This is a genomic window from Acidobacteriota bacterium (assembly GCA_028874215.1).
GTDB lineage: Bacteria > Acidobacteriota > UBA6911 > RPQK01 > JAJDTT01 > JAJDTT01.
The window spans coordinates 50,752-77,713 of the sequence record JAPPLF010000003.1 but is presented as its reverse complement, the minus strand read 5'-3'; the positions used below and the strand labels follow the sequence as shown (position 1 = coordinate 77,713).

At 65.4% G+C, this 26,962-nt stretch carries 18 protein-coding genes; 9 read left to right on the top strand and 9 right to left on the bottom strand.

Annotation, left to right across the window (positions count from 1 at the left end):
* Positions 1-173: 173 nt before the first annotated feature.
* Complete coding sequence (locus OXT71_00355) at positions 174-1,910, top strand: thiamine pyrophosphate-requiring protein (protein ID MDE2924840.1); 1,737 nt, start codon at positions 174-176, stop codon at positions 1,908-1,910.
* A gap of 6 nt (positions 1,911-1,916) precedes the next feature.
* Positions 1,917-3,410 (top strand): hypothetical protein, encoded by a 1,494-nt coding sequence (locus OXT71_00350; protein MDE2924839.1) that lies wholly within the window; start codon positions 1,917-1,919, stop codon positions 3,408-3,410.
* On the opposite strand, the gene OXT71_00345 is transcribed toward OXT71_00350, so the two are convergent.
* The 3 genes from OXT71_00345 to OXT71_00335 form a co-directional block, all read right to left on the bottom strand.
* Positions 3,411-4,796: a tetratricopeptide repeat protein gene (locus OXT71_00345; GenBank protein ID MDE2924838.1), complete on the bottom strand. Its 1,386-nt coding sequence runs from the start codon at positions 4,794-4,796 to the stop codon at positions 3,411-3,413. It abuts the gene before it with no gap.
* Complete coding sequence (locus OXT71_00340) at positions 4,781-5,893, bottom strand: molybdopterin-dependent oxidoreductase (GenBank protein MDE2924837.1); 1,113 nt, start codon at positions 5,891-5,893, stop codon at positions 4,781-4,783. Before OXT71_00340 ends, OXT71_00345 begins: the two co-directional genes overlap by 16 nt.
* Positions 5,894-5,958: 65 nt before the next feature.
* Positions 5,959-7,584, bottom strand: coding sequence for a CRTAC1 family protein (locus tag OXT71_00335; GenBank protein MDE2924836.1), 1,626 nt, complete (start codon positions 7,582-7,584; stop codon positions 5,959-5,961).
* 72 nt (positions 7,585-7,656) lie between these two features.
* Between OXT71_00335 and OXT71_00330 the strand changes: the two genes are divergently transcribed.
* Together OXT71_00330 and OXT71_00325 are read left to right on the top strand one after the other, a co-directional pair.
* Positions 7,657-8,247, top strand: a complete 591-nt coding sequence (locus OXT71_00330; protein ID MDE2924835.1) for a redoxin domain-containing protein — start codon at positions 7,657-7,659, stop codon at positions 8,245-8,247.
* A 19-nt stretch (positions 8,248-8,266) separates the two neighbouring features.
* Positions 8,267-11,095: a VCBS repeat-containing protein gene (locus OXT71_00325; protein MDE2924834.1), complete on the top strand. Its 2,829-nt coding sequence runs from the start codon at positions 8,267-8,269 to the stop codon at positions 11,093-11,095.
* 91 nt (positions 11,096-11,186) lie between these two features.
* On the opposite strand, the gene OXT71_00320 is transcribed toward OXT71_00325, so the two are convergent.
* Complete coding sequence (locus OXT71_00320) at positions 11,187-12,398, bottom strand: PQQ-binding-like beta-propeller repeat protein (protein MDE2924833.1); 1,212 nt, start codon at positions 12,396-12,398, stop codon at positions 11,187-11,189.
* 49 nt (positions 12,399-12,447) lie between these two features.
* Positions 12,448-13,452, bottom strand: a complete 1,005-nt coding sequence (locus OXT71_00315) for a sugar phosphate isomerase/epimerase (GenBank protein MDE2924832.1) — start codon at positions 13,450-13,452, stop codon at positions 12,448-12,450.
* Positions 13,453-13,600: 148 nt separating this feature from the next.
* Here OXT71_00315 and OXT71_00310 point away from each other — a divergent pair, with 148 nt between their 5' ends.
* Complete coding sequence (locus OXT71_00310; protein ID MDE2924831.1) at positions 13,601-14,329, top strand: fatty acid desaturase; 729 nt, start codon at positions 13,601-13,603, stop codon at positions 14,327-14,329.
* Positions 14,330-14,344: 15 nt separating this feature from the next.
* On the opposite strand, the gene OXT71_00305 is transcribed toward OXT71_00310, so the two are convergent.
* Together OXT71_00305 and OXT71_00300 are read right to left on the bottom strand one after the other, a co-directional pair.
* Positions 14,345-15,238: a hypothetical protein gene (locus OXT71_00305; GenBank protein ID MDE2924830.1), complete on the bottom strand. Its 894-nt coding sequence runs from the start codon at positions 15,236-15,238 to the stop codon at positions 14,345-14,347.
* Between the two features lie 49 nt (positions 15,239-15,287).
* On the bottom strand, positions 15,288-15,854 hold the full coding sequence (locus OXT71_00300) for a hypothetical protein (protein MDE2924829.1): 567 nt from the start codon (positions 15,852-15,854) through the stop codon (positions 15,288-15,290).
* A 139-nt stretch (positions 15,855-15,993) separates the two neighbouring features.
* Here OXT71_00300 and OXT71_00295 point away from each other — a divergent pair, with 139 nt between their 5' ends.
* Positions 15,994-17,247 carry a tetratricopeptide repeat protein gene (locus tag OXT71_00295; GenBank protein MDE2924828.1) on the top strand — a complete coding sequence of 418 codons (1,254 nt, stop codon included), beginning with the start codon at positions 15,994-15,996 and terminating at the stop codon, positions 17,245-17,247.
* Between the two features lie 23 nt (positions 17,248-17,270).
* A complete protein-coding gene (locus OXT71_00290; protein MDE2924827.1) occupies positions 17,271-18,476 on the top strand; it encodes a tetratricopeptide repeat protein in 1,206 nt (401 codons plus the stop codon).
* Between the two features lie 102 nt (positions 18,477-18,578).
* Here OXT71_00290 and OXT71_00285 read toward each other — a convergent pair whose 3' ends face one another.
* Positions 18,579-20,369, bottom strand: a complete 1,791-nt coding sequence (locus OXT71_00285) for a hypothetical protein (protein ID MDE2924826.1) — start codon at positions 20,367-20,369, stop codon at positions 18,579-18,581.
* A 116-nt stretch (positions 20,370-20,485) separates the two neighbouring features.
* On the opposite strand from OXT71_00285, the gene OXT71_00280 reads away from it, so the two are divergent.
* Positions 20,486-21,538: a hypothetical protein gene (locus OXT71_00280; protein ID MDE2924825.1), complete on the top strand. Its 1,053-nt coding sequence runs from the start codon at positions 20,486-20,488 to the stop codon at positions 21,536-21,538.
* A 51-nt stretch (positions 21,539-21,589) separates the two neighbouring features.
* A complete protein-coding gene (locus OXT71_00275; protein MDE2924824.1) occupies positions 21,590-24,769 on the top strand; it encodes a HEAT repeat domain-containing protein in 3,180 nt (1,059 codons plus the stop codon).
* Between the two features lie 33 nt (positions 24,770-24,802).
* On the opposite strand, the gene OXT71_00270 is transcribed toward OXT71_00275, so the two are convergent.
* Positions 24,803-26,761 (bottom strand): hypothetical protein, encoded by a 1,959-nt coding sequence (locus OXT71_00270; GenBank protein ID MDE2924823.1) that lies wholly within the window; start codon positions 26,759-26,761, stop codon positions 24,803-24,805.
* Positions 26,762-26,962: the final 201 nt, after the last annotated feature.

Below are 26,962 nucleotides of genomic sequence, written 5' to 3'. Positions count from 1 at the left end.
TTAATCCCCCTGCGCCGACGGTTGACCGCCCCGCCGGACCTCCCGATAATGTCCCCGATGGGTGCGGCGCCGCGATGGTGCGTCCATCCTTGGCCACCGGGGACACTTCATGCGGGTTGGGGCCGCACTCCTGATCAACTCGATTTCCTTCGCGACTCCCATGCTCCGCTCCCATGGTCCTTCCCCGGCGCGCTTGGTTCTTGCCGCGGACCGTCACGAAAAGGAGAAGAATGTCAATGAACGGTAACTCCGTGATCGCCAAGATCCTGAAGCTGGAAGGGGTGGAATGGATCGCCGCCTTCCCCGAACAGAAGCTCATCGACGCCGTGGCCAAGGAGGGCATCCGTCCCATCATCACCCGGCAGGAGCGCGCCGGAGTCAACATGGCCGACGGATTCAGCCGCATCCGCAACGGGAACCAGGTCGGCATCTTCACCATGCAGCGGGGCCCCGGCGCCGAGAACGCCTATGGCGGCGTGGCCCAGGCCTTCGCCGACTCGGTTCCCATCCTCCTCTTTCCGGGAGGGGCTCCCAGGAGGCGGATGCAGGTCCATCCCGACTTCGCGTCCTGCGATCAGTACCACGGGGTCACCAAGTACACCCGAAACTGCAACCTGGTGGAGCGGCTTCCCGAGATGTTGCGCTACGCCTTCACTCTGCTCAAGCACGGACGCCCCGGGCCGGTCCTGCTGGAGATCCCCGACGACGTGGGGACCGAGGAGTACCCGGGCGAGTTCGACTACACGCCGGTTCGCAGGCACCGCTCCGCGGCGGACCCGGATGAAGTCCGGGACCTGGTCCGGGCCATGCTGGCCGCCGATTGTCCTGTCATCAACGCCGGTCAGGGGGCGCTGTACGCCGAAGCCACGCCCGAGCTGGTGGAGCTGGCGGAGCTGATCCACATCCCGGTGCTCACCTCCCTGGCGGGGAAGAGCGCCTTCCCCGAGAACCATCCCCTGGCCCTGGGAACGGCGGGCCACAGCAGCACCCTCATGGTCGACCACTTTCTCCGCAAGACCGACTTCATCCTGGGCGCCGGAACCAGCTTCACCCACTCGGTCTTCAACGGCCCCGTCCCGGTAGGCGTCCCCCTGGCCCAGCTCACCAACTGTCCCGAGGACCTGAACAAGGATCACGCCGTCGATTTCGGCGCCATCGGCGATGCCAAGGTCGTTCTGCGGCAGATCATTCAGGAGGTCGAGCGCCAGATCGGCGCCGGGGGCCGGACGGACGAGCAGGGCGTCGCGGCGGAAATCGCCCGGGTCCGGGCGGATTTCGAGGCCGAATGGCGCCCCCACTTCGAGTCGGACGAGGTCCCCATCAGTCCCTACCGCGTCTTCCGGGAGGTGATCCGCGCCGTGGACCCGGCCAACGCCATCGCCACCCATGATTCGGGCTTTCCCCGGGACCAGTTGGTCCCCTTCTGGCCGGCCCTCGCTCCCCGGGGCTACATCGGATGGGGCAAGTCCACCCAGTTGGGCTACGGCCTGGGCCTGGCCCTGGGAGCCAAGATGGCGGCCCCCGAGAAGGACGTGATCCACATCATGGGGGACGCCGCCTTCGGAATGGCCGGACTGGACCTGGAGACGGCCGCCCGCAACAAGATCGCGACGCTTCACATCGTCCTGAACAACGGCGTCATGACCCACTATTCCAGCCACATGCCCTATGCCACCAAGCACTGGGGCAGCAACGCCTTCAGCGGCGAGTACGCGCAGGTTGTGCGCGGATTGGGGGTCCATGCCGAACGCGTGGACACGCCCGACGGCTTGGCCCCCGCCATCCGCAAGGCTCTGGAGGTGACCCGCGGCGGAGATCCGGCCTTCATCGAGACCATCACCAAGGAAGAGGAACACATCCCCAGGTTCTGGGCTCCCGGCACCTGGGACTACCCCATGGGAGGGGAGTGAGATCACATGCACACGAGAATCGGCACTACGGCAGTCTGCATCTGGCTCCTGGCTGGCCAGGCCCAGTCCGGCCTGATCCACATCGGGTCGCAGAAGCAGTTCTTCATCGACGACTACCTGATCGAGAGCATGCTGGCCACGCGCCAGGTCCTGAATCCCGCCCGGAAGGTCGACCACAACCCCATCATCCGTCCCGAGAAGCCCTGGGAGGGCAACGACGTCCGGGTCAGCAAGGTGATCTACGAGGAGGAAGAGGGCCTCTTCCGGATGTGGTACAGCGTGAATTCCTACAAGGCCAGTCAGGACCAGGGGGAGTTCGTCGTCGAAACAGGCGGCGGCAATATCTGCATCGCCGTTTCCAAGGACGGTTTCCACTGGGAGAAGCCCAACCTGGGCAAGGTGGAATACCAGGGCTCCCGTGAGAACAACATCCTCCCCCGGGAGCAGTTCCGGCCCTACTTCTTCAAGGACCGGCACGAGAAGGATCCGGCCAAGCGCTACAAGGGGCTGGAGCGGACGGGGTCCACCCGGACGCCGGGGATGCAGTTTCACCTCTACTATTCGCCCGACGGCTTCGCGTGGACGGAATACGAGAACAACCCCATCATCGACACCTCACCCCGGGTGGGACGCTGGGGACCCACCGGCTTCATGGGCTGGGATCCCATCCGCGAGACCTACGCCGTGCACATGGAGAACTGCGCCCATCTTCGTTGTCCCCTGGGAAAGCGGCTCATCGGCCGGGCGGAAAGCCCCGACATGATCCATTGGAGCCAGCCCGAAACGATTATCCTCCCGGACGAAGAGGACTACCCGGACCTCCAGTTCTACCACATGCCGGTGGTCGTCTATGAGGGGATGTACGTGGGAATGCTCTGGAACTTCCGGACCACCAACACCAGCATCCTGCCCCAGGCGGTCTTCAGCCGCGACGGCATCCACTACAACCGGGATTACCGGGAGCCCTTCATACCGCCCGGACCCGGCAACAGTTTCGACTCGGCCGTGGTCTATTCGCAGGACCCTCAGGTCCACGAGGGAAGTTTCCTCAGCTACTACACCGGGGTGAATTGGCGTTCCCCCGAGAGCCTGTTCAACTTGGGGGACAAGGCCCTGGGAGCCATCGGCCTGGCCGTGACTCCGCCGGACGGGTTCGTCTCCCTGGACGGCGTTCACGGACACGAGCGCCAGCGCTATCCCTTCAGCGAAGTGGTGACGCGTTCCTTCACCTTTGAGGGAGACCGCCTCCATCTCAACGTGCGGTCGGCTCTGCGGCAATGGGGAGCCGGTCCCTGCGAGGTGCGGGCGGAGATTGTGGGAGGCGACCACCACGCCATCGAGGGCTACGGCTTCGACGATGCGGATCCCATCACCACCACCGGCGTGGCCCACGTCGCGTCCTGGAATGGGAAGAGCGACCTCAGTGGATTGCGGGACAGGCCCATCAAGCTGCGGATCTACTTCAAGAACGCCAAGCTCTACTCGTTCCAGTTCAAGTAGTCACCGGGTCCGGCCCGTCCCCTCCTCCAGGTGGGTCCGGCGCCGGAACTGCTCCTGGGCCAGTTCCGGCCGCCCCAACTGTTGGTAGGCCAGGCCCAACTGGTAGTAGGCCCCCGAAAAGTTGGGTTGGAGCCGGATGGCCCGCTGGAGTTGGGCCACGGCGTCCTGGTGGCGTCCCAGGGAGTTGAAGATCCTGCCCCTCAGGTAGTAGAGATCCGCGTCCTGCGGGGAGATCCGCTCCGCCCTGTCCAGGGCCGCCAGGATCTGCCCGGGCGGCGCCCCCTCCTCGGCCAGGGATTGGGCCAGGAAGATATTGGCCATGGGGTAGCGCGGCTGTTGCCGTAGCAGTCTCCGCCAGGTCTGGGACGCCTTCGCCGCATCCCCGGCGGACCGGTAGGCTTGGGCCAGGAGCCGGAGGGCGTCTCCGTGGTTGGGATGCCGGGAGGTCAGAAGCACCAGAACCCGGACCGCTTCCTCGGGTTCGCCGGCGGCCAGCAGTTGCCGGCTCAGCGATTGTCCGATCCCGGGCGCACCGGGAAGCCGTTCCCACCCCCGCCTCAAGGCCTGGACGGCCGACCCTGCGTTTTCGGCCTGCTGATGGGCGCTGGCCAGGGAGAGGTGGTAGTCCTCGACCTGCGGAGAGTGCCGGATGGCCTGCTCCAGGAACTCCACCGCCTTGGCCTCGTTGCGCAGGATGGCGTAACTCTTTCCGGCCAGAGCCGCCGCCTCTCCCCGGAGCCGGGAATCCAGACCGGGAGTGACGGTGATGGAGGCGGCGGTGTCGATGGCGTCCTCCAGCGCACCGGCTCGGGCCAGGAGGCTGGCCAGGACCAGGTTCGTCTGGGGGTCCCGCAGACCGGTCTGTTGGGCACGGAGCAACTCGGCCAGAGCGAGATCGGTCTGCTGGCGGCCGTACAACCAACGTCCCAGGTTGGCGTGCAGCTCGGTGTCATGGGGGAACCGGGCCGCGGCCGACCGCAGGTCCGCCTTGGCTCGATCCAGGTCCCCTTCCAGGACCGCCAACTGCACCAGGTCGATGGCATAGATGGCCCGGGCCGGGTGCTCCTTGCCGAGCGCCTCCAGGGTCGCCCGGCCCTGGCCATGCAGCTTCCGCCGTTCGTATTCCTCCAGGACAATGGTGTGCGCCGCGGCGGCTGTCGTTCCCTCCAGGACCTGGTGCAGGACGGCGGGCGCCCTCGCGTCCGGCACGGTCCGGAAGAACTGTTGCAACCGTGCCAGAGCCTGCTGGCTCTGGGGGCCCTCCAGTTCGGAGAGCTGCGGCGGCTCCTGGAGAGGCGGTGCCGCGGAGGCGAACACCGCCACCGTAACCAGCGACAGGAAAGCGGCAATCGAAGCCGCCGGGATCAGGATCAGAGCACGTTGCATTGGACGGAAGGGTACCAGTTGAGTTCGTATCCGTCGGTTCTGTTGGTGTCCCGCCGAATCGGCTGCCAGCGCCCCCGATGATCCTGGGCCCGGGCCATCAGCAGGTGCTCCCCCTTGGGCGCCGTCCAGTCATAACTCCACCGGACCCAGGTAAAGGGGCGGGATTCGCCTTCCAACCGGGCCGGGCTCCAGGTTGCGCCCCGGTCCGGACTGACCTGGACGGCGCCCACGCGGTGGGGACCGGCCCAGGCAAAACCCCGAACCGGATATCGGCCCGGCGCCAGATTGGCTCCCGGCGGCGGAAAGGAGAACCCTGAATTGACCTGGACCTCCGAGACCCGGCCGGTGATCTCTTCCCGCGATCCGAACTTGACATACCTCTGGTAAAGCAGGTCCATGCCGCTGGAATAGTAGGCGGAGGGCCAGTCGAAGGCGTCCAGGACGCGGACCCGCGTCAACCACTTGACCGAGTCCATGCCGTACCAGCCCGGAATGAAGGCCCGGGCCGGAAAACCGTTGCGCCGGGGCAGGAATTGCCCGTTGAGCTTGAAGGCCACCAGGGTTTCGGGAGCCAGGCATTTCTCCAGCGGCAGGATCCGCGAGTAGGGGGACTCGGGCATTTCGGGCATCAGGGACCCCTTGTCCGCCCCCTGGAGCAGCACCCTCTTGGCTCCCTCCTTGGGCTGGGCCCGCCGGATCAGGTCGGAAAGGGGGATGCCCTCCCAGAGTCCGTTGCTCACCAGCCCCGTCCGGTTTCCCGCGCACTCCAGGAGTCCCTCCAAAGTCCTGGTGGAGGTCTCCACCATGTCGGAGAAGGACAACTCCAGTGGATTGTCCACGGCCCCTTCCACCCGCAGCCGCCAGGTCTTGAGCGACAGCCGGGGTTGCGGATGATGGCTCCGGACGAAGAACCGGTCGACGGGAGTCAGCGTTCCCTCCACGTCCGCCATGGAGCTCAGGGAGACCCGGTCGTCCTCCAGCGGGGTCCCCTGAGTCGATTGCGACTGGGCCCGGACCGATCGCGTCAGCAACAACGCGGACGCGACCCCGAACCACCTGCGCCGGCTGATCCGGCCGGAATTCTCGTCAGCTCTCATGGCCAAAGGTTAGCAGCCAATGGCGAAACTCGCCAAGCCGTTCAATCCTCTCCAGCACCGTCTGTTCACTCTTTCCTCTTTCCTCCTTCCACCACCACGTACTCCCGATCCGCCTCCAGTTTCTCCAGAACCTGCCGTTGTCCCCGGCTCCAACGCACCTCGATCCGCTGGACCTCGCCGGCCGTCCCCAACCCGAAGTGAAGCCGCGGGTCGTCGGACGACTGGTACCCCGACCCGGCCCGCACCTCCCGGATCTGAGTCGAATCCCCCGAGATGAGCGTGACCCGGGTTCCCACGGCGTCCCGATTGGATTCCGTCCCCTCCAATCTCAGGCGCAGCCAGTGGCCCTTGCTCCCCTCGTTGCGGTAAAGGGACAGCCCCCCGTCCATGTTGGAGACGGCCACGTCCACGTCCCCGTCATTGTCGAAGTCGGCAATTGCGGCGCCGCGGCTGGAATCAGCCTGGGAAAGCCCCAATGCCTCATCTGAAGCCAGCTCCCGGAAACGGCCGTTGCCCAGGTTTCGAAACAGGAGGCTCCTCTGCCGGAACCGGGTCCCCGTGGGCCGGGTATCCACTTGCGGAAAGACGTGCCCGTTGGCCACGAAAAGGTCCTCCCAGCCGTCGTGGTCGTAGTCGAAGAAGTGGGCGCTCCACCCCAGGAAGCGCAGACTGGGCAGGCTCAAACCGGTGGGGCGGGTCACGTCCCGGAAACGGCCGCCTCCCAGATTCCGGTACAGGGTGTTGTAGTCGGCGGAGAAGTTGGTGACGTAGACGTCGAATCGTCCGTCCCGATCGTAGTCGCCAAAGGCGATCCCCATGCCGGCCTGAGCCTGCCCGTCCTCGTTGAAGGCCACGGCCGCCACGACTCCCCGTTCCTCGAAGGTTCCGTCTCCCCGATTGCGGAAGAGAAAGTTGGCCATGGAGTCGTTGGCCACATAGAGGTCGCTGGCGCCGTCGCCGTCGTAGTCGCACCAGACGGCGCCCATCCCGTAGGAAGCCGGAGCCTCCATCCCCGCCGCCTTGGTGGCTTCCCGGAAGGTGCCGTCGCCGTTGCTGAGGTAGAAGGTGTCCCGGGCCGCCGGAAGCCCCCCCGGCCCACAGTGGACCTGGACTCCGCGGTACTGGCAATCGGGCGATGCTTCGGGCGGATTCTCGTGGTCGAACTCCACGTAGTTGGCCACATAGAGGTCCAGCCACCCGTCCCCGTTGGCGTCGGCGAAGGCGGCGCTGGAACTCCAGGAGGAGTCCCCCACCCCCGCTTCCCGGGTCACGTCCCGGAAGGTGCCGTCGCCGTTGTTCCGGTACAGGAGGTTGGGACCGTAGTTGCAGACGTAGAGGTCGGACCAGCCGTCGTTGTCGTAGTCGGCGATGGTCACTCCCATGCCCCAATGGCGCCCTCCCACGCCCGCCTCGGAGGTCACCGGCCGGAAGGTGCCGTCCCCCTGGTTGCGGTAGAGGGCATTGGAGACGCTGCGTTTCCCGGTTCCCAGCTCCTCCCAGAGGCCCCCGTTGACGGCATACAGATCGAGCCAGCCGTCCCGGTCGTAGTCGATCCAACCGACTCCGCTGCCCACCGTCTCTAGGATGTGGTCCTTGGCGCTGCCGCCGCCCCGGTGCCGGAAGTTCAGCCCCGCTTCACGGCTCACCTCCGTGAAGTGAACTCCGCCGGAAAGCAGTAGCAGGATCGCCATGATCATCTCCGCCAGTCTAGCAAGATGAGGAGGCCGCTCGCGTACGCTGGCGCATCGTGTAAAAATTGAAGCGTGAAGACTTCGCGACGGCGCCAATCCGGCGTGGCGGCTTGGACCCTGAGCCTCTTTATCTTCTGGGGCTACGGTTCGGGTCCTTCGGAGTTGAACCTGACGACCCTGTCAGGGGAGCGGGTGGACCCGTTCGCCGCCGTAGACTCGACTGGCGTCTTCCTGTTCATGCGCAGCGACTGTCCCATCTCCAACCGGTATGCGCCCGAACTTCGGCGGCTGCATGAGGCATTCTCGCCCCGGGGAGTGCGGTTCTGGTTCGTCTACGTGGACCCCCGGGAAGAGCCCGAGTCCATCCGGCGGCACGCGGAGGAATATCAAATTCCGGGAGAGATCCTTCGTGATCCCCACCACGACCTGGTGCGCCGCACGGGCGCCCGGGTCACTCCGGAGGCGGCCGTCTTCGACGCCGGCGGACGGCTCGTCTACCGTGGGCGAATCGACGACCGGTACACCGATTTCGGCAAGGCACGGGCCAAACCCAATCGCCGCGATTTGAAGCTGGCGCTGGAGGCTGTGCTCAACGGGGAATCGGTCGAAAAACCGGAGACGCAGGCCGTGGGGTGCTTCATCGCGGACCTGGCCGGCAGATAACAGATAGGAGAACTTTGAGATGCCAGTTCGGGGGCTTGCGGTCTTTTGTGTCCTTTGGTCCGGGTTCATGGGAATTTCGCCGGCCAGGGACGGCGCCATCCGCCATTCCGGCTTCGAGGACTTCAGCCAGGGGACCCTGGGGAACGCAGGGGCGAACGTCTACGTTTCCAGGAAGGGGACCGTCCAGGTCATCAACCAGTGGGATCTGAACCGGGACGGACACGTGGACCTGGTCCTGAGCAACACCCACGACAACATGAGCGTGGTTGACGCTCTCGTCTACTGGGGCAGCGCCGACGGCCCCCGCTCCCTTCTCCCCGAACTCTGGAGGGAACGGCCTCTGGCGCAGGTGGTCTACGGCCTGATGGACCGGACCGATCACGTGACCCGGCTCCCCTCCTTCGGCGGCGGCCGGTCGGCGGTGGCGGATCTGAACCGGGACGGATTCCCCGATCTGGTCTTCTGCAACTACATCCACAACTATCCGGGCGTCCGGACGGCGTACGTCTACTGGGGGAGCCGGGACGGGTATTCCCGCGTCGGACGCACCGAACTGCCCACCCGGTGGGCGGCGGGCGTCGTGGCCCGGGACCTCAACTCCGACGGATACGTGGACCTGGTCTTCGCCAATCAGGGGGTGGAAGCGGGAGCTGAGAAGATTTCGCCCAAGGTGGATCTCTCCTCCTACATCTACTGGGGCAGCGCCAACGGTTTCGATCCCGACCGCCCGGGACTGGTTCCCACCCGCGGCGCCCGGGACGTGGCCGGCGGCGACGTGAACGGGGACGGGGACCCCGACCTGATCTTCATCAACAACAGCCCTCAATCGAAAGGGGTCCAGATCTTTTTTGGCCGCCAGGGCGTCTACGCCGCTGACCGCTCGTGGGAGGCGGAGACGGCTCCTCCCGGGAGCATCGGGACCGGCGACCTGGATCGGGACGGTTTCGACGACGTGGTGGTCACGGTGTCGGGTGAGGGCGCCCGGGACGGCAACGTCCTCCTGTTCTTGGGAGGGAAGGACGGGCCGGTCCCATCTCCCAGCCAGACCCTTCCCGCCATCGCTCCCACCGGCTCGGACATCGCCGATCTGAACGGGGACGGATACCTGGATCTGGCCGTGTCCAACTCCTCGAACGGGGAGCCGCTGCCCGAGTCCTACGTCTACTGGGGCGGGGCAGAGGGCTTCTCGGCGCAACTGCGGTCCCAGCTCCCGACCCTGGCCCCGGCCGACGTGGCTTCGGGCGACCTGAACCGGGACGGTCACCTCGACCTGGTCTTCGCCAACGCCCATGACGGTCAGTCCGCCGACGTGCCCTCGTACGTCTACTGGGGAAGTTCCACCGGCTTCGCGCCGTATATGCGGACCGAACTGCAGGGGTTCGGCGGCAACAGCGTCAACCTGGCTGACCTCAACCTCGACGGAAACCTGGATGTGGTGCTGGTGAACCGGTGGAGCGGCAAGCACGCCGGCCAGGTCCTGAACAACATCTACTGGGGCAACCCCCACCACTACTATTCCACGGCGTCCCGCACGGCCCTGCCGGGCCACGGCGCCTACGCCGTCGCCGTCGCCGACCTCAACGACGACGGCTTCAACGATCTGGTCCTCACCAACTCCTACGTCGGGTACAGTTGGATCTATTGGGGCAGCCGGGACGGCTACTCCCCCGGGAACCGCCAGGAGCTGGCCGCCGCCAACGCCCATGGGGTCAGCGCCGCTGATCTGAACCGGGACGGCTACCTGGAGCTGGTCTTCACCCACGGCCGGGGCCGGAAGCTGGGGACCGTCTACTGGGGCGGAGAAGAGGGCTACTCCGACGCCCGCCGGACCTCGCTCCCCCTGAAGAACCAGAGGTGCACCAACAACCGGGTGGCGGACCTGAACCGGGACGGCCATCTGGACCTGCTCTTCCCCGGGAGCTGGTACGGCATCTACGAGATCTTCTGGGGCGCCGAAGACGGCTACTCGCCGGAGCGGAGCTGGAGCCGGGTGCTGCCGGCCGGCAACGTGGAACTGGCCGACCTGAATTCGGACGGAAACCTGGATTTCATGCTGGTGGGGAGCTTCGACCCCGAGACCCGGACCTACACCGGCAACAGCTACCTGCTCTGGGGGACCGCCGAAGGGGTTCCCACGCTCGAGAACAAGGTGGAGCTGGAGGGTCACTCGCCCATCGAGTGCGGCATCGCCGACCTGAACCGGGACGGACACCTGGACCTGGTATTGTCCAACTACATGTCGGGCCGCACCCGCACCCTGCCGGTGTTCATCTACTGGGGCGGGGAAGGAGGCGCCTACAGCCGGACCAACCGGACCGATCTTCCCGCCTATTCCTCCTCCGCCATCCAGACGGTGGACCTGAACCGGGATGGCTGGCCCGAGATCGTGGTCCACAATCACATGAAAGACGGTGACCACTCCATCAACACTTACATCTATTGGAACGGCCCTGAAGGGTTCCACCGGGACCGGAAGACCGAAATCCCCAGCTTCGGTCCCCACTACAGCCAGATGACCGATCCGGGGGACATCTACACCCGGCGCTTGGAGGAGGAATACCTCTCGCCGCCGCTGGAACTACCCGGACGCGGCGGCGTCCGGCTGATCTGGGAGGGGGAGGAGCCCCACGGAGCCCGACTGCAGTTCCAGGTCCGCACCGCGTCCAGCCGCGACGGCCTGGAATCCGCCGAGTGGACCGGGCCCTCCGGCGCCAGCTCCTTCTACCAGGAGTCCGGAACCGGGATCGCCGGCCTGGATGGAACCCGCCGCTGGGCCCAGTACCGGGCCGTCTTCACCTCTCCGGCCGGCGGTGTCTGGCCCATCCTGTCGGCCGTGGAATTGCGCTAGGAGGGGCGACTTTCCTGTCGCCCGGTTCCGCTTCGTTCGCGCATGGCCAAAGAACCGGCGGTAGGAAAACCGCCGCTCCGCTCCGCTCCGACTAATACTCTTCCGACGTCTGTTCGATCCGGTACAGGTGGGTGTCGGTTCTCAACAGCAGGGTTTCACCCGCGACCGCCAGGGAAGCCAGGGTCCGGCCCTCGACCTGGTTCCTCGCCAGTTCCCGAAAAGCTTTCCTGGGATTGACTACGAAGGTCTCCCCGGTCTCGTTGAGAAAATAGATCCGATCGGCGCCGTAGAGGGGCGAGGCGGAGAATTGGCCTGGCAGACGCTGTTTCCAATGGACCTCCCCGGTCTTGGCGTCCAGGCAGCTCGCCACGCCCACGTCGCTGACCAGGTAGAACTCGTCCCCCACCAGGATCGGTGAGGGGTTCAGAGGCGCTCCCCGGGTGAGCTTCCAGGCGATGTGGCTCTCGGTGACGTCTCCGCTGCCGCCGGGCCGGACGGCGTAGAGGACAGGACGAATGTATCCGGAGATGACGTAAACCAGATCGTGGCCGAAGACGGGGCGGGGCACGCCCGAGAATCCGTTGTGGGTGATCCACCAGATCACCTTCCCATTGCGGGGATCGTAGGCTCCAACCTGGTTTCCACCGGGACTGACCACCTGGGTCTGCTCCCCCACCTGGATGACCAAGGGAGTGGCATAGGCCATGTATCCTTGCCGTTGGGTCTTCCAGCGAACCTGTCCGCTCTCCTTGTCCAGCGCGGCCACGTACTGCACGTCGGTCCCGTCGCAAGCGACGATGAGCAGGTCCTCGAAGAGCACCGGAGAGCCGCCCGGACCGTGGCCGTGCTCGTACTCGAACCGGTTGCGCCAGAGCACTCGTCCATCGGTGGACACTGCGGCCGTGCCGTTCGCCCCGTAATGGACGTAGACCCGATCCCCCTCCAGCAACGCCGTGGGAGACGCATAGCTGTTCTTGGAGTGGATGCTTCCCGGGTCTTCCCGCCGGAAGACCTCCAGGTCGTGAAGCAGTTTTCCGGTCTCCAGATCCAGACAGGCTAGTCGAAGCGAGCGGCCTTTGTCCTGCGCCGAAGTCATCCAGATCCGGCCGCTCCGGACCACCGGGGAAGACCATCCGGAGCCGGGGACCGGGACCTTCCAGAGGATGTTCTTCTCCTCGGACCAGTTCAGGGGCAGTTTTTCTGCGTGCGAGTGGCCCTGTCCGGCCGGACCCCGGAACTGGGGCCATTCCTCCGCCTGCAGGAGACTGACGTTGAGGACCAGGAAGGGGAGGAGGCGGTTCATGGTATGGCGGGTTCGGCCGGCGACGGTCTCGGCCCCGGGATCCGGGCGGTCAGTCCTCCTCGGAAAAGGCGGCATCGAAAGCCACGCTGGAGGGCTTGAAGTCGATGGATCGGACGAAAGCGGCGGACTCGGTGGCGCCATGCTCCCGGTCCATGCCCGCGTCTTCCCACTCCACCGAGAGCGGGCCGTCGTAGCCGATGTCGTTCAGCGCCCGGATCACTTCTTCGAATCGGACGCTGCCCCGGCCCAGGGAACGGAAGTTCCAGAAACGGTCCGGGTGCCCGAAGGGGAGATGCCCGCCGAACACGCCGACGCGGGTGAGCGACGGCGACCAGTACGCGTCCTTCATGTGGACGTGGACGATCCGGTCCCCGAAGGTCCGGATGAAGTCCACATAGTCGACTCCCTGGTAGCCCAGGTGGCTGGGGTCGTAGTTGAAGCCGAAGCATTCGTGCCCGCCGACGGCTTCGATGGTCTTCTCGGTGGTGGCGATGTCGAAGGCGATCTCGGTGGGGTGGACCTCCAGTCCGAACCGCACGCCGCATTCCCGGAATACCTGGAGGATGGGCAGCCAGCGGCGGCCCACGTCCCGGAAACCCTGCTCGATGGTTTCAGGGTCCACGGGGGGAAACGAGTAGAGGAGGTGCCAGATGCTGCTTCCCGTAAACCCGTTGACGATCTTGAGCCCGAACTCGGCCGCGGCACGGGCCGTGTTCTCCATCTCCCGGGCGGCTCTTTCGCGAACTCCCTCCGGGTCGCCGTCTCCCCAGACCGACGGGGGCAGGATGGCCTGGTGCCGGTCGTCGATGTTGTCGCAGACCGCCTGGCCCACCAGGTGGTTGCTCACGGCGTAGCACTGGAGTCCGTGCCGGTTCAGCGTGTCCCGGTGATTCCGGCAGTAGGAATCCTCTTCCAGCGCCCGATGGACCTCGAAGTGATCTCCCCAGCAGGCCAGCTCCAGGCCGTCGTAGCCGAACTCCTTGGCTTTGCGGCACATGGTGTCGAAATCCAGGTCCGCCCATTGCCCTGTAAACAACGTGACCGGTCGTCCCATAAACGCCTCCCGAACCGCGAGAATAGCACACCCAAACCGGCCTTTCATGGCGGAGGCACTCCACTCGTCGTGTTGCGAGTCGTGCCATGGCTGGCTATACTTTCCTCCGCCGGCACGGGAGTACCGTGTCCGAAGAAAGGACCTGAAAATGATATTCCTCTATGCGGCCATCTATTTGGCCGTGGTGGTTCAGATTTCCAATCTCTGCACCACCATCTACCTTCACCGGTACATGTCCCACCATGCCCTCAAGTTGCATCCTGCCGTGGCCATGGGCATGCAGTTCTGGCTCTGGTTGCATACCGCCATCGACCCGCGGGAGTGGGTCGCGGTTCACCGCAAGCACCACCAGTTTCCCGACGAACATGGCGACCCCCACAGCCCCAAGCTGGAGGGCCTCTGGAAGGTCTTGCTGACCAACGCCTACCTCTACCGCAAGGAAGCGGCCAACCCGGAGACCGTGGCGCGGTACACCCGGGACATCCGCACCAACCGGTTCGAGGACTTCATGCACCGGCAGGGCTACCTGGGGCTGTTTCTGGGCGTCGTGGCGGCGGGCGTGTTGTTGGGACCCATCGCCGGGATCGTGACGTTTCTGTTGCAGGCGGTCGTCTACGTCTTCCTCAACGGCATGATCAACGGCGCCTGCCACGCCGTGGGCTACAAGAACTTCCGCAACACCGCCACCAACCTCCGTTGGGTGGCGTGGCTGACCGCCGGCGAGGGGCTGCACAACAACCACCACCACGCCCCGTCGTCACCCAAGCTGAGTCTTCGTTTGAGCGAGATCGACCCGGCATGGCCCGTCATCCGCCTGCTCGAGTGGTTGAAGCTGTGCAAGGTCAGGCCGCACCTCAAGCGCCAGCCCTCGTCGTGAACTCCGGCGTTGGGGCTACCGGGCAGGTGGTCCCAGCGTGAACGTCTTTCCCCCCAACTCGAAGCGGACACCACCAGTTCCCGGCGAGAATGGTGTCTCTTCGCCTTTTCGGGGAGACTCCGTCAATTCCAATGCTTCGCCGGAAACGGTCCGGACCAAAGCCGGATCGATTCTGCGGACGGTGCTGTTGCGAAGGTCCATCAGGAGCGGTCCGTCCAGGCCGGGCGCCTGAATCAGAAATCCGCTGGCCCCTTCCGATTCATAGATCCGGGCTCGTTCTTCGGGTTGGCCGTCGATGGTCAGAGAGTAGCTCGAACTGGGCACGAACCGGGAGGTTTCTCCCAGTGAGCCCAGCCGATGGGCCGCCTCGATAAACTCGATGTCCGCGCTCCTGTAGGCCCAGATGGAGGCCCCGAGAGCCGCCAGCAGCGCCAAGCCGAGTCGCCTTTTCGGAATTCCTGCTGATTTGCGCCGCCTCCAGAAACAAAGCAGGGTCATAGGAACCATGAACAGTAGATCCTGCCAGAACGCCTCCGCGGGAGTGCGCTCGATCAGGGACCCGAAGCAGCCGCAACTTCCCGGTTCCCTCAGTCCCTGGGAGACGAGCCAATAGTCGCGTCCGTTGAGGAAGATAAGGAAGATCACCAAGGCCGCGGTCGGCAGCAGGACGACGAGGTGGCGAACTCCCAACAGCAACGCCGTCCCCAATCCCGCCTGAAGGGCCAGGGCGATCAGCGCCACCTGAACGGCGGTGAAAAGGAAGTCCAGTTCTTCCTGCCGGATCCGATCGATGAAGGCGCCGAAGTCGTCAGGGTTCCAGCCCTTGCCATAGGTGGCAACCAGGAACCACACACCGAGGAGTATCGCCCCGGCCGTTCCGGCATGTTTTTTCCAACGGCTATGGTCCATGTGCGGTTATTCTACCCTTGCGGCAAACCTGGCGACGAAGAGGTTCCGGCTAGGACCCTTCCGAAATCCGTTTTGCCAAGCCGCGGGGCAACACCGGTATCGTTCCTTCCGCCAACAGGCCGCCGACCTGTTCCTCCAGCGAGGACTTGTTCGGGTGGATGGCCAAACTTCTCTCCACCAGCGCCCGGGCCTCGCGATCCCGCTCCTTCAAGCTATGAGCCAGGATCGTCGCCGCCAGGGACTGGCCGTAGAAAGTCGCGACGAGTTCCGCCCGCGGGCTGACTTCCCCCAACAGGTGGAGTCCCTTGAGCAGGTCCGTCACGTCCTGGAATATGAGTCCCAAACGCCGCAGCGCCTCGCTCCAGTTGGTCCCCGACGTCAATTGGCGGGCCACCTGCATGTGGTAGGTCCGAAGTCCCTCGGCCAGCGTCGTCGCCACCACCATGTCCTGGTCCGCCGCTTTCCTCCCGGCCTCCAGGAACTGCTTCCGGGTCAGACCCATGGCCGGAACGACCACGACGGGAGTCTTCTGCTCATTTCCCAAAATGGATTCCACCGCCCGCAGGATCGCCCCTGCCGACTGGATCTCTCCGCTCTTCAACTCCAACGTTTTCATGACAGTCAGACCGCCACATTACCAAAATCAGGCTCTCTGCTCACCCCTCCACCGGCCTTCATGGACCGGTTTTGTGCCAAGTGATATAACTCTTTGAAGCCCAGACCGAGTCAGGCATTCACCCGCGCCAGGAGGCCTCATGGGTCGAAAAGCTTTCCTTGCAAGTTCCTTGCTGCTGGCCCTGGCCACTTCATTTCTTCCCGGACAGCAGAATTCCATAGGCCGGGGAGACCGTGAAGGGCCAAGCCGGCAACCTGGGGGAAGAAACGTCGACGGGCCGGCCGAGCAGGTCTGGAGCGAGCGGGCCGGAGAGATGCGAGACCGGAGAATGCCCAGGCCCATGTTCCTCGCCGGCAAGGTGGTGACCGAGGATGGGGGCCCGGTCCCCGAGACCATCGTGGTGGAACTGGTCTGCCACGCATCGGTGCGGCAGCAGGTCCATACCTTCAAGGGAGGGCAGTTCAGCTTCGACCTGAGTCCGAATCCAAGCTCCGCGTTCCTCGATGCCAGCGTCGCCCGCAACGACGCCGACAACGTGAACCCCTTTGCCCGGGTCCCGGGAGGCGAGTACACCGCCGGTGGAGATCAGATGGACCTGTCCGGATGCGAGGTGAGGGCCAATCTTCCCGGCTTCGTCTCGGACCGGATCCAGCTTGGGCTGCGAAGAGCTCTGGACCGTCCCGACATCGGCGCCATCGCCATCAAACGGCGGGAGGGCGTGGTCGGCTCCACTGTGAGCTTCACCGCCCTGGCGGCGCCCAGAAAGGCCAGGAAGGCGTACGCCAAGGCCGAAAAGGAACTGAGAAAAGAAAAGACGAATCTGGACAAGGTTCGGAAGGAGTTGGAGAAGGCGGTCCAAGCCTACCCCAAGTACGCCACCGCCTGGCACCTCCTGGGTCTGGTCCGGATGGACCACCAGGACCAGGAGGGGGCGCGGCAAGCCTTCGAAGCCTCCATCGAGGCGGATGAGAATTACGTTCGTCCCTATCTCTCGCTGGTGGACATGGAAATCCGCGCCGGCGACTGGCCGCGGATCTCCGAACTGTGCGGGAAGGTGGTGGAGTTGAACCCCTTCATGGTGCGGTGCCGGTACTACCACGCCGTGGCCAGTCTGAACCTGGGCCGGATGGAGGCGGCGGAAGCGTCGGCCATCAAGGTGCAGGAGAGCCAGGATTCCCGGTTCCTGTCCGGAAGCCACTACATCCGGGGAGCCGTCCTGGCCCGCAGGGGGGACTTCGAGTCGGCCGCGAAACAGTTCCGGCATTTTCTGAAGATCGCTCCGGAAGGCCGGGGTGCGGCCCGGATCAAGGAGAATCTCGTGGCCTGGGAGCGGCAGGGCCTGATCCAGGCCGATCAACCGTCTCCGACCCAAGCCGGACAAACGGTTCAATAGACACGCAGGCAGGCGGCCCTTTCATGTGTAGATACAAGCTGACCCGGTTCCGGCTGGCGGCGTTGCTGGCCGGGCCGCTGCTCCTCGTGCCCGTGTCTCCGGCCCAGAACGTCAGGCCGGGTCCTCTGTTCGGGACGACTGACGACCGGCCGCAGGACGCCGACCTCACCGGTAGAAGCTTCGATGACAACCGTATCGAGGTCCCGAAGCGGCTGCTGCTGGCCGGACAGGTGATCCTGGAGGACGGAAATCCCCTCCCCGAGTCCCTCAAAGTCGAGCTGGTCTGCCGCGGCTCGGTCCGGCAGGAGACTCACACCTACGGAGACGAAGGCCGGTTCAGCTTCGAGTTGGGCGGCAGCGGGGGGTCCAACAACCGCGCCGGAACGGGCTCCGACACCTTCGATCCCTTTTCCCGCGTTCCCGGGGAACGCCAGGATGCCCAGAGATTCGATCTCAGCGGTTGCGTGATCCGGACGGCGCTGGAAGGTTTCCGGTCCAACACCATCTCCCTGGGTGTCCGCAGCTACATGGACAGCTCGGACGTGGGAGTGATCGTACTGAGGCGCCTGGAACACGTGGGCGGTTCGACGGTCAGCTTCAACACCCTCGCTGCTCCCAAGAAGGCGCAGAGGCACTACCGGGAGGCCGACCTGGAGCTGAAGAAGCAGCAGGGGGACGTCCGGAAGGCCATCCGGCACCTGAAAGAGGCCATCGAACTCTACCCCGAGTTCGCCGCCGCCTGGTACCTCCTGGGCCGATGCCACCATGCTCTCCGGGACCGGGAGACGGCCCGGAAGCATTTCCGAAGGGCGGCGGACGCCGATCCCAAGTACCTGCGGCCCTACATGTTTCTGGCCATGATGGCGGTCCGGGATGAGTCCTGGGAGGAAGCGGCGCGCAACTGCGACCACGTCGTCGGCCTGAATCCGCATATCATGCGGGCCCAGTACTTCAGCGCCGTCGCCAACCTGCAACTGGGCCGGCTGGACCGGGCCTTGAAGTCGATCAAGGCGGTCCGGGAGAACGGTTCCAAGAGATACCTCGCCGGAAGCCACTACGTCCACGGAGCCATCCTGGCCCAGAAAAGGGACTTCGCCGGCGCCGCCCGGGAGTTCCGGAACTTCATCGCCCTCAAATCAGGCGACAAGGCTTCCCGGGAACTCCAACAGAGGCTGGCCGCCTGGGAACAGCAAGGCCTGATCCGGCCGGAAAGGAGCGGCGACTTTTAGTCGCCGGGAGCGGGGGGTAGCGGAACAGAGTCCCTCTCTCCACTATCCATCCAGCAAGTTGCGTGGCAGCAGGAAACAGGGGGGGACGAACAGTCCCCCCTCCTATTCGGCGATAAACGTCATCTCCCACTCCCCCACCTTGGTCAGAGGCGTCGAGGCATGGACCAGGTCCGGTTCGCCGGCCTGAATCCAGTCGTCCAACTCCTCGGTGTGGCCGAGCCGACGGAGGTGCTGGTAGGACCCCGCGTCGATCTTGTCGACGGCCCAGGTCTTGGAGCTGTCCCAGAACGCCAGGTAGGGAACGCCGGCCTTCAGGAGCTGGTGGGCTTTCCTCCGGTACTGTTCGGGCATCAAGACCCTGGGCATGACGTTGAGTGCCAGCTCGCATTCCGTTCCCCGAGTCAGCGACAGCCAATACTCGACGTCCCCGGCCCTCTCCCAGGCCAACTCCCAACTGAAGAGACCCTCGGCCGAGGTATAGGGGACGACGCCGTCGATGAGGCCCTCGCGGATCCAGCCGGGCACGTCCATGGCATAGAAGAGGTTCTCCTCTTCGCCGCCGAAGACCCACGCCGACAGGGCCGGCGGCCGGGCACGTCCCTGGCGGCGGGCCTGCCGGTGCATCCTCTCCCGGAGCTCCCGCATGAAACCGGTGAGAACGCTCGCCCTGAAACGAAGCCAACGCGGATCTCTCTCGTCGATCTCCCGGGGGTCCTGGCCGTGCTTCTCCCGGAATCCATCCACCACCGGCGGCTCGTACTCGACATACGGAGGCCGGCGATTGTAGAGAATCGAGATCCCGTCGACGGGATACCCGGCCATCTCCAGGAAGAGCGAGATCAAAAACTCCCGGGTCTCCGGGTAGCTCAACGAGATCCTGGGGGCCCGGCTGCCATCCCGGCGCACCGCTCTCAGTTCGGGATGCCGGTCGTAGAATCCTCCCCGGTTGATCTGGTCGAAGGGCGGGGAGAAGTGAAACGGCCCCATGCCCTCGCAGAACCGGTAGCTGGCGTGGAACTCGAGTCCCAGCTCGTGGCTGTAGTCGATGGCGACGCGGAAGGGATCGATCCCCCGCTTCTCGTATTCGGCGAAGTTCTCCACGATCCGCCGGTAGGCGGGAACCGGATAGTCCTCCATCCGCGCGTATTCCGGAGTCCAGGTCCTGGCGACCCGGCTGAAGTAGGAGCAGAGGTCGCCGGCGGCCCCCTCCCAGTAGATCCGCTTGAAGTCGGTGTGCCGGTAGGCCTCCAACTGGTCCCGGATCGCCCCCTCGCCGGCATCCCAGGCGAAACCCGAACCCCAGTCCTGGGTGGCGAAGAGCCTTCGGGTGCCGGTCTGTTTCCGGTCTGATTGAAGCGCCGTGACCTCATCGGCATCGAGGGGGACCAATTTGATGTAGGCAACCCAGACCGTGTCGCAGGTGCTGCGGCAGGGATGGCCGTCGGGGATCAGCTCGGTGGCCACCTGCTTGAAGCTCAGGCGCTGTCCCGTCAGGTCGGCGGTCCTCCAGAACAGGTCCTGGATCACCTGACCCTTTTCGACGTCGGGAGCCTGGAGAAAGAGGCAACTGAAGGCGGGGTCTTCCGTCAATTTCACCCAGAGGCGCTGATCCAGGTACGGCCTCCAAGCGGTATTGAACAATCCCAGGTAGACATCGTGCCACCCTTCCGGCTCCAGGGGATATTCCACGGCGGCGGCCGCCGTCTCGGGTCCGGCCCGCAGCATGATGCCTTTGAAGTGCTCCGTCTCGTAGTCGATCATCCGCCAGCCGAAGAGCCGGCCCTCCCGGCTCAGCGCCGAGGCCGGAAGGCAGCGATCCAGATCGGACAGGTACCGAGGGGGATTCCGCCGGACAGGCCCCATGATCTCCGTTGCTTCCGGTTGACTCGTCATCGTCTCCTCTCCGCCGCAGGGGGCGAGATTGCCGGACCTCCCGTAGCCGAAACTCCTGTTGCCATGAATTCGCGTCGATTCATCGGCGAATTCTACCTACAATCGTCTATCTGAACATGCGTCTGTTGACTCGTTGGCACAGGGAACCGGGGGCGCGGGTCGAAGGGTCAAGGGATCTGGACCGGTCCAAGGTGCAGGCGCCCGGCGTGGTGGTGGTTCCGTCGGGCGGGTTCCGCCTCTTTTACACCGCCGTGGGACCGGCCAAGCCCTTCCCGGAGTGCCAGGGCTACATCCTCAGCGCATTCTCCCGCGACGGTCTCCGATTCCGCCCTGAGCCGGGAATTCGGGTGGCGCCCCGGCCCGGCATTCCCCACCTGTCGCTGCGGGTGCTGGCCCCTTCGGTGACCCGGACGGACGAGGGCCATTGGCGGATGTATTTCGAAGCCAGGGGACCTGCTCATGAACCGACCGTGATTTGCAGCGCCGTCTCCCGGGATCAGTTGGAGTGGGAGTACGAGGGCGTCCGGCTCCATTCCCAAGGAGGCGTCGGGGCGCCCCGTTATGTTCCCCTTCCCCAGGGAGGAGCGCGTCTCTACTGCTGCGCCTCGGAATACGGTCCCGGCGGACCGGGCCGCAGCGAACGGGTGGCTCACCACGTGGTGAGCGCAGTGAGTCGCGACGGCCTCGACTTCGAGTGGGAATCCGGAGTTCGGCTGCGGGATCTGCGCGGGGAGACGGACGAAATAGGGATCACGGCGGCCGACGAGATCCCGCCGCGGCGGGCCGGAGGGGAAAGGGTCATGGTCTACTCGGCGTGGCAGGACCTCCCGCCCCGCGCCGTCGCTCCTCCGCATCCCAGCGAGGACGTGGACGCCGTGTCGAGCGGCAGCAGCCGCGACTTCGCCGCGGCCTCCATCGCAGCCGACATGGCCGGTTACCGGTCGCGCATCTACACCGCCACCTCCGAGGACGGCCTCCTCTGGGAGCGGCGGACCTGCATCGTCGAGGGAGCCGGCTACGGCGGTCCGGGACCGGATGCGGTCCATGCCGAGGACATGTCGGTGATCCGGCTCGGCGGGAACCGTTACCGGATGTACTACGCCGCCTGCGACAGGAACGGGACCTGGAGAGTCGCCAGCGCGGTGGCCTCCTGCGGGCAGCCTGATTGAACCGCCCTGCCGGGGTTTCAATTCGGACCCCCATCAAGGATGATGGCGCACATGAAGAGAAAGAATGGGTCCCTGTTCCGCCGGGTCTTGCCTGTCTTGTGCCTGGCGTTGCCGGTGTCCTGCGGTCCCGAACCGGATGAGACGCCCGAGGAACGTTTCAAGCGGATCGTGGACATCTCCCGGGACGATGCCGCCCTCAGCGAGTACCTGAAGAAGGTTCCTCCCAAGACGCCGGCCGAAGCCCTCGAGACCTTCGAGACGGCAGACGGGTTCCGGTTGGAGCTGGTGGCGCACGAGCCCATGGTGAACGAGCCGGTGGCGGCCACGTTCGACGAGAACGGGCGCATGTACGTCGCCGAGTTGAGACACTATCCCTACCAGCCGGGTGATGGCGAGGCGCCCCGGGGACAGGTCCGGCTGCTGGAGGACCAGGACGGGGACGGACGCTTCGAGGTCAGCCACGTCTTTGCCGACGGGTTGATCTGGCCCACCGGCGTCGCCGTCTGGAAACAGGGGGTCTACGTCTCCGCTCCTCCCCACGTCTACTACATGAAGGACACCGACGGAGACGGGAAGGCCGACGTCCGGGAGGTCGTCTTCACCGGATTCGGCGTCACCAACGAACAACAGATGGTGAACAACCTGATCTGGGGCGTGGACCACAAGATCTACGCCTCGACGGGCGGCGACGGCGGCTACATCCGGCCGGGGGACCAGCCGGAGGCCGAGCCCATCTCCGTCTACGACCGGGATTTCCGGTTCCACCCCGTGACCCGTGAACTGGAGCTGACCACCCAGACATTCCAGTTCGGACACAGCTTCGACGACTGGTACAACCGCTACGTCTGCACCGCGGGTTCGTCGGGCCGGCACGTGGTCATGCCCGGCGGCTACCTGCAGCGCAACCCCTATCTCTTCTTCGACCTGCACGGCTTCCACTGGGAGGGACACGGCTCCCTGGAGGTGAATCCACTGGTGCGCGGATCGACCCGGGTCTACAAGATCAGTCCCGTCGAGCTCTGGCGGACCATCCGGGAAGCCCGCCGTGTCTTCGCGGGGCGGAGCAATCGCAGCGCCGGCGTGGGACACGACTACCAGACCGCCGGCGCCGGGGTGCAGATCTACCGGGGTCACGCCTATCCCGAAGATTACCGGGGAAGCCTCTTCATCGGCGCCAACACCGCCAACCTGCTGCACCGGAGAGTCCTGGAGGAGGACGGGGTGAGCTTCAGATCGGTGAGGGGCGAGCCGGAGAACGTGGAGATGGTCCGTTCCACCGACAACTGGTTTCGCCCCGTGAACTCGGTCAATGCGCCCGACGGAACGCTCTACATTCTGGACATGTACCGGGAGTTGATCGAGGCGGCCCACGTCCCGGCCCGCGTGGTCAAGCATCTGGATTTCACCCGGGGTCAGGAACATGGCCGCATCTACCGGCTGGAGCCCGACGGGTTCCAGGTCCCGCCGCGGCCGCGTCTGGGGGAGGCCGCCACGCGGGAACTGGTCGGCCACCTGGAGCACCCGGGAGGCTGGTGGCGGGAAACGGCCCACCGGCTCATCTACGAACGCCAGGACCGGTCGGCGGTTCCCCATCTGGTCCGGCTTCTGAACGAAAGCGAGAAGCCGCTGGCCCGAATGCACGCCCTCTGGTCCCTGAACGGACTGGGAGCGTTGAAGGACGCGCATCTGGTCCAGGCCCTGGCCGACCCGTCACCGGGAGTCCGCGTACACGCCGTGCAACTGTCCGAGTCCCGTTTCGGTCGCTCCCGGTCTCTGTTCCGAAAGGTGCTGGCGCTGGCCAAGGACGACCATCCCAAGGTGCGTTTTCGGGTTGCCTTGGCCTTGGGTGAGGTCGGGAACCGCCGGCCCATTTCCGGACTGGTTCGGATCGCCGAGCGGGACTCGGGCGACCGCTGGACTCGAAATGCCGTTTTGAGTTCCAGCAGTGAAATCGCCGACCGCCTCTTCGTCCGGCTGTTGGAGACGGAGGGTTTTACTGCCAAGCCGGAGGCCGGAGCCTGGTTGGAGCCGCTGGCCCGCACCGTGGGGGCCCGCAACAACGCCTCGGAGATCCGGCGGCTCGCCGGGGCGGCGGCCACCCACGCCGCCATGTCCGATACCGTGCGGATGCAGCAGGTGGTGGTCACCGGCCTGGCGGAGGGCCTGGCCATCTCCAACCAGTCTCTCGCCCGGGTCCGAAGTCTTTCGCGCCCGGCCGCCCGGATGATACGGGACCTCATGAGCAGGGTTGCGGAAATGGCTGGAGACGAGTCGGTCCCCGAGGAGGAGCGTCTGGAGGCCATTCGACTCCTGGCCCACGGCGCCTTCCCGCAGGTGCGGGACTCTCTCGCCAAACTTGTGGAGTCCAGCCAGACCCAGGCGGTGCAGCTCGCCGGGATCGAGGCCCTGGAGCGTCACGACGCCCCCGAAATCGCCGGCATCCTGCTCCAGGATTGGACGGCTCAGACGCCCGACGTTCGGAACCGGGTCCTGACCGGCCTCCTCTCCCGGAGGCCCTGGACGCGTGCACTGCTTCAGGCCGTTCAGGAGGAACGGGTTGCTGCCGGCCAGCTCAACTCCAGCCGCCGGGAACTCCTCATGAACCATGACGACGAGGCGATCCGGGATCAGGCCAAGACCCTTTTCGCCTCTCGGACGGACGGCACGCGGCAGCAGGCCCTGGCCGACTACCAGGTCGCGTTGACCCTCGAGGGGGACCGGACTCACGGAGAAGCGGTCTACCGGCGCGAGTGCGTCCAGTGCCACCGTCTCTCTTCCACGGAGCACCTGGTGGGGCCCAACCTGATCATGGGCTCCTACAAGGACCCTGAGCCGCTTCTAACCAATATTCTCGATCCCAACCGGTTCGTGGAGCCCCAGTATCTCCAGTACGTGGTGACCGACCGGCAGCGGCGCCTCTTCACGGGCATCATCACCGACCAGAACTCGGAGAGCATCACCTTGATGGAGGGGGAAGACGTCCGGAACACCGTGTTGCGCAAGGACATCCTGGAGATGCGGGCCACCGGCAAGTCGCTCATGCCGGAGGGTCTCGAAGAGAACGTCACCCCCCAGGAGATGGCCGATCTCATGCGGTTCATACTGGATTACCAGTACGTGATCGGAACCGAGAGCGCCGGCTACGGGCCGGGATATGAGATCTACGAGCCGCTGGCCACCCGCCGCTGGAGACCCCCCGAGGAGGAGAGACGAGAGATCAGGGATCGGTAGGGGCAGGAGTGGGGACATTCCTGTCCCCACTCTTCACTCTTCTCTCTTTTCTTCTCCCGCTATCGGAACGACCGCCGGAGGCTCCTGCCAGTCTTCCTCGATCACCTCGACTCCCTGAACTCGAAACCGGCCCTGAGCCAGATCGAACTCGGCCGAGACACCGTTGGCGTACTCGACCCGCTGCCGGGTGCGGTCGCCGTTCAGGAACTGGTGGCTGGTCATCTCGGCGTATCCCACCGACTGAAAGTAGGCATGCCAGAGGCGGAGCCATTCCAGGCGCCGCTTCATGGCGCCGGTCTCCCAATGGTGCTTTTCAATCAGCGCTTCTCCTCCCGGAAGCCAGTTGTGGGAGGGCATGGCCCCGTACATGAGTTCGTAGAGCCGGGGGTGGCGGTCGGCGTACCAGTCATACTTGGGGGCGAAATAGTAGCCGCCGCCCGAGAAGTGCGCCGCGTAGCAGTCGTTGAATGCCAACTGGAACAGAGGGATCGGTTCGCCTTCCCGGAGCCGGTCCCGGGACCAGTCGGTAAAGAAGAAGTAGTCGCTCTCCCCCATGCACCAGAAACGGGCCAACTCGGCGCCGGGGACGATTCCCCGCCGCCGGGCCTCCCGGAACGTCTCCACCTGCGTCTCATAGGTCATCCGGCGAGTAATGGGGCCCTCCGCCGATTGGTGTTCCGAGTGCCCCCGATGGGCGGCGTGGCCGTCGAAGTAGAGGGCATCCATTCTCAATCCCTTGGCCTGGACGTGATCCAGCAGGGCCTTGAGGGCTTCCAACGCGTAAGCGTCGCTGAACCGGGGGAAATCGACGCCGCTGAGCTTGGACGGGTCGTAGTAGGGTGCGTCCTCGTGGAAGACGTGGGGCATGACGAAGAATTTGACGGAACACCCCAGGGCGTGGGCCTGCTCCTCCAGCCGTCGGGCCGCCGGCCATCCCCCGGCCACCGTCGGCTCTTCTCTCAGGTACTCCTGCCAGCCGGCCGGCGTCCTCTCCCCCGCCGGCCACTTGGGGTGAAAGAAGGTGACCGGGAGACCCGCGGCCTGGAAGCGGCGGATGTTCTCCAGCACCTGCGGGTGGTGCTCCGGGTTCCAGGTGATGAGCCGGTATTCAATCCCCGAGAGGAACCGCTTCAAGCCCGGTTCGGAGGCCATGCGATCACTCAGGGTGGGCAGGGAACGGGTGGCCTCCACGTGCCGCCGGTAGGCTTTGGCCATGTCCACGTGGTCCTGTTCCCGGTCGAAGACCCAAAAAGCCCGCCGGGGGTAGCTCAGACTGTCCAACGAGGCCTTCCAGTCCAGGGCGATCCGGGAGTGCCGGCCCGGATCGTGATCCACGCGGACGGCCGCGTTCCACCAGGTGTCGACGATCGTGTAGGCCGCCCGCCCGCCTGCCACCAGTCCGACTAGGGGCAGGCTGTACTCGGCTCCAAGAAGGCCGGCGAGAGACACCGGGCCGGGAGAGTCGGACCGGATCATGTATCCGGAACCCCAGGGGACCACCAGGTAGGACGACGGGTCCGGCTCCAGGGCCAACGTGTACAGGTCCAAGACCTCCCGGATCACGTCGTTGCCCCCGGCCTGCGACACCTGGACGTGGAGCTGGCCTTGCCGGTCCAGAGCCACGTCGCACCCCAGGACGGCGTCGGTGTCTTCCCATCCGCTCAACCGGACCCGGTAGCCTTCCAGTTCGCCCTCCCGGTACTCTTCCGCTCGTTGCCGGGCTGCATCCTTGCAGCTCAGAGTGCGCGGACTGTTCTGCTCCGGGGAACCGGAAGCCCGGACCTCGACGCCGGGCGTCTCCGATCTCCACGTGGGAGTGGGTTCCGAGCCGTAGTAGACCGAGAGCGACAGGTCCCGGTCGATGCCGAGCGTCAGTTCGCCGCTTTCCAACTCGAGCCAGTGCCGCGCCTCCCGGACCGGATCCCCACCGCAGGAGGGGAGGAGGAAAAGGAAGAGAATCGGAAACCGGCGGAATGTGTTGTTGATGCTCATGGAATCACCTCGGTTCCATGGCAACATGCCGGCCGGTCCGTGGCAAGTGCGCCGTGTCCGTTTCCACCGATGGGAACGGCACGGCGTGGGAGGGATGATTTCCAATCGCCCGGTTTCCCTCGTTTGCTTTGGTAATAAGAATCGGCGGCTGGGAAACCGCCGGCCCCATCCTGGCATCTACTTCCGGACACGTGGGTGCGG

Excerpts from the sequence above, each read along its gene's own strand:
- OXT71_00295 (MDE2924828.1), top strand. The coding sequence starts at position 15,994 with ATGGGTCGAAAAGCTTTCCTTGCAAGTTCCTTGCTGCTGGCCCTGGCC.
- OXT71_00300 (MDE2924829.1), bottom strand. The coding sequence starts at position 15,854 with ATGAAAACGTTGGAGTTGAAGAGCGGAGAGATCCAGTCGGCAGGGGCG.
- OXT71_00320 (MDE2924833.1), bottom strand. The coding sequence starts at position 12,398 with ATGAACCGCCTCCTCCCCTTCCTGGTCCTCAACGTCAGTCTCCTGCAG.
- OXT71_00325 (MDE2924834.1), top strand. The coding sequence starts at position 8,267 with ATGCCAGTTCGGGGGCTTGCGGTCTTTTGTGTCCTTTGGTCCGGGTTC.
- OXT71_00305 (MDE2924830.1), bottom strand. The coding sequence starts at position 15,238 with ATGGACCATAGCCGTTGGAAAAAACATGCCGGAACGGCCGGGGCGATA.
- OXT71_00275 (MDE2924824.1), top strand. The coding sequence starts at position 21,590 with ATGAAGAGAAAGAATGGGTCCCTGTTCCGCCGGGTCTTGCCTGTCTTG.
- OXT71_00315 (MDE2924832.1), bottom strand. The coding sequence starts at position 13,452 with ATGGGACGACCGGTCACGTTGTTTACAGGGCAATGGGCGGACCTGGAT.
- OXT71_00345 (MDE2924838.1), bottom strand. The coding sequence starts at position 4,796 with ATGCAACGTGCTCTGATCCTGATCCCGGCGGCTTCGATTGCCGCTTTC.
- OXT71_00335 (MDE2924836.1), bottom strand. The coding sequence starts at position 7,584 with ATGGCGATCCTGCTACTGCTTTCCGGCGGAGTTCACTTCACGGAGGTG.
- OXT71_00310 (MDE2924831.1), top strand. The coding sequence starts at position 13,601 with ATGATATTCCTCTATGCGGCCATCTATTTGGCCGTGGTGGTTCAGATT.
- OXT71_00350 (MDE2924839.1), top strand. The coding sequence starts at position 1,917 with ATGCACACGAGAATCGGCACTACGGCAGTCTGCATCTGGCTCCTGGCT.
- OXT71_00355 (MDE2924840.1), top strand. The coding sequence starts at position 174 with ATGGTCCTTCCCCGGCGCGCTTGGTTCTTGCCGCGGACCGTCACGAAA.
- OXT71_00285 (MDE2924826.1), bottom strand. The coding sequence starts at position 20,369 with ATGACGAGTCAACCGGAAGCAACGGAGATCATGGGGCCTGTCCGGCGG.
- OXT71_00340 (MDE2924837.1), bottom strand. The coding sequence starts at position 5,893 with ATGAGAGCTGACGAGAATTCCGGCCGGATCAGCCGGCGCAGGTGGTTC.
- OXT71_00280 (MDE2924825.1), top strand. The coding sequence starts at position 20,486 with ATGCGTCTGTTGACTCGTTGGCACAGGGAACCGGGGGCGCGGGTCGAA.
- OXT71_00290 (MDE2924827.1), top strand. The coding sequence starts at position 17,271 with ATGTGTAGATACAAGCTGACCCGGTTCCGGCTGGCGGCGTTGCTGGCC.
- OXT71_00270 (MDE2924823.1), bottom strand. The coding sequence starts at position 26,761 with ATGAGCATCAACAACACATTCCGCCGGTTTCCGATTCTCTTCCTTTTC.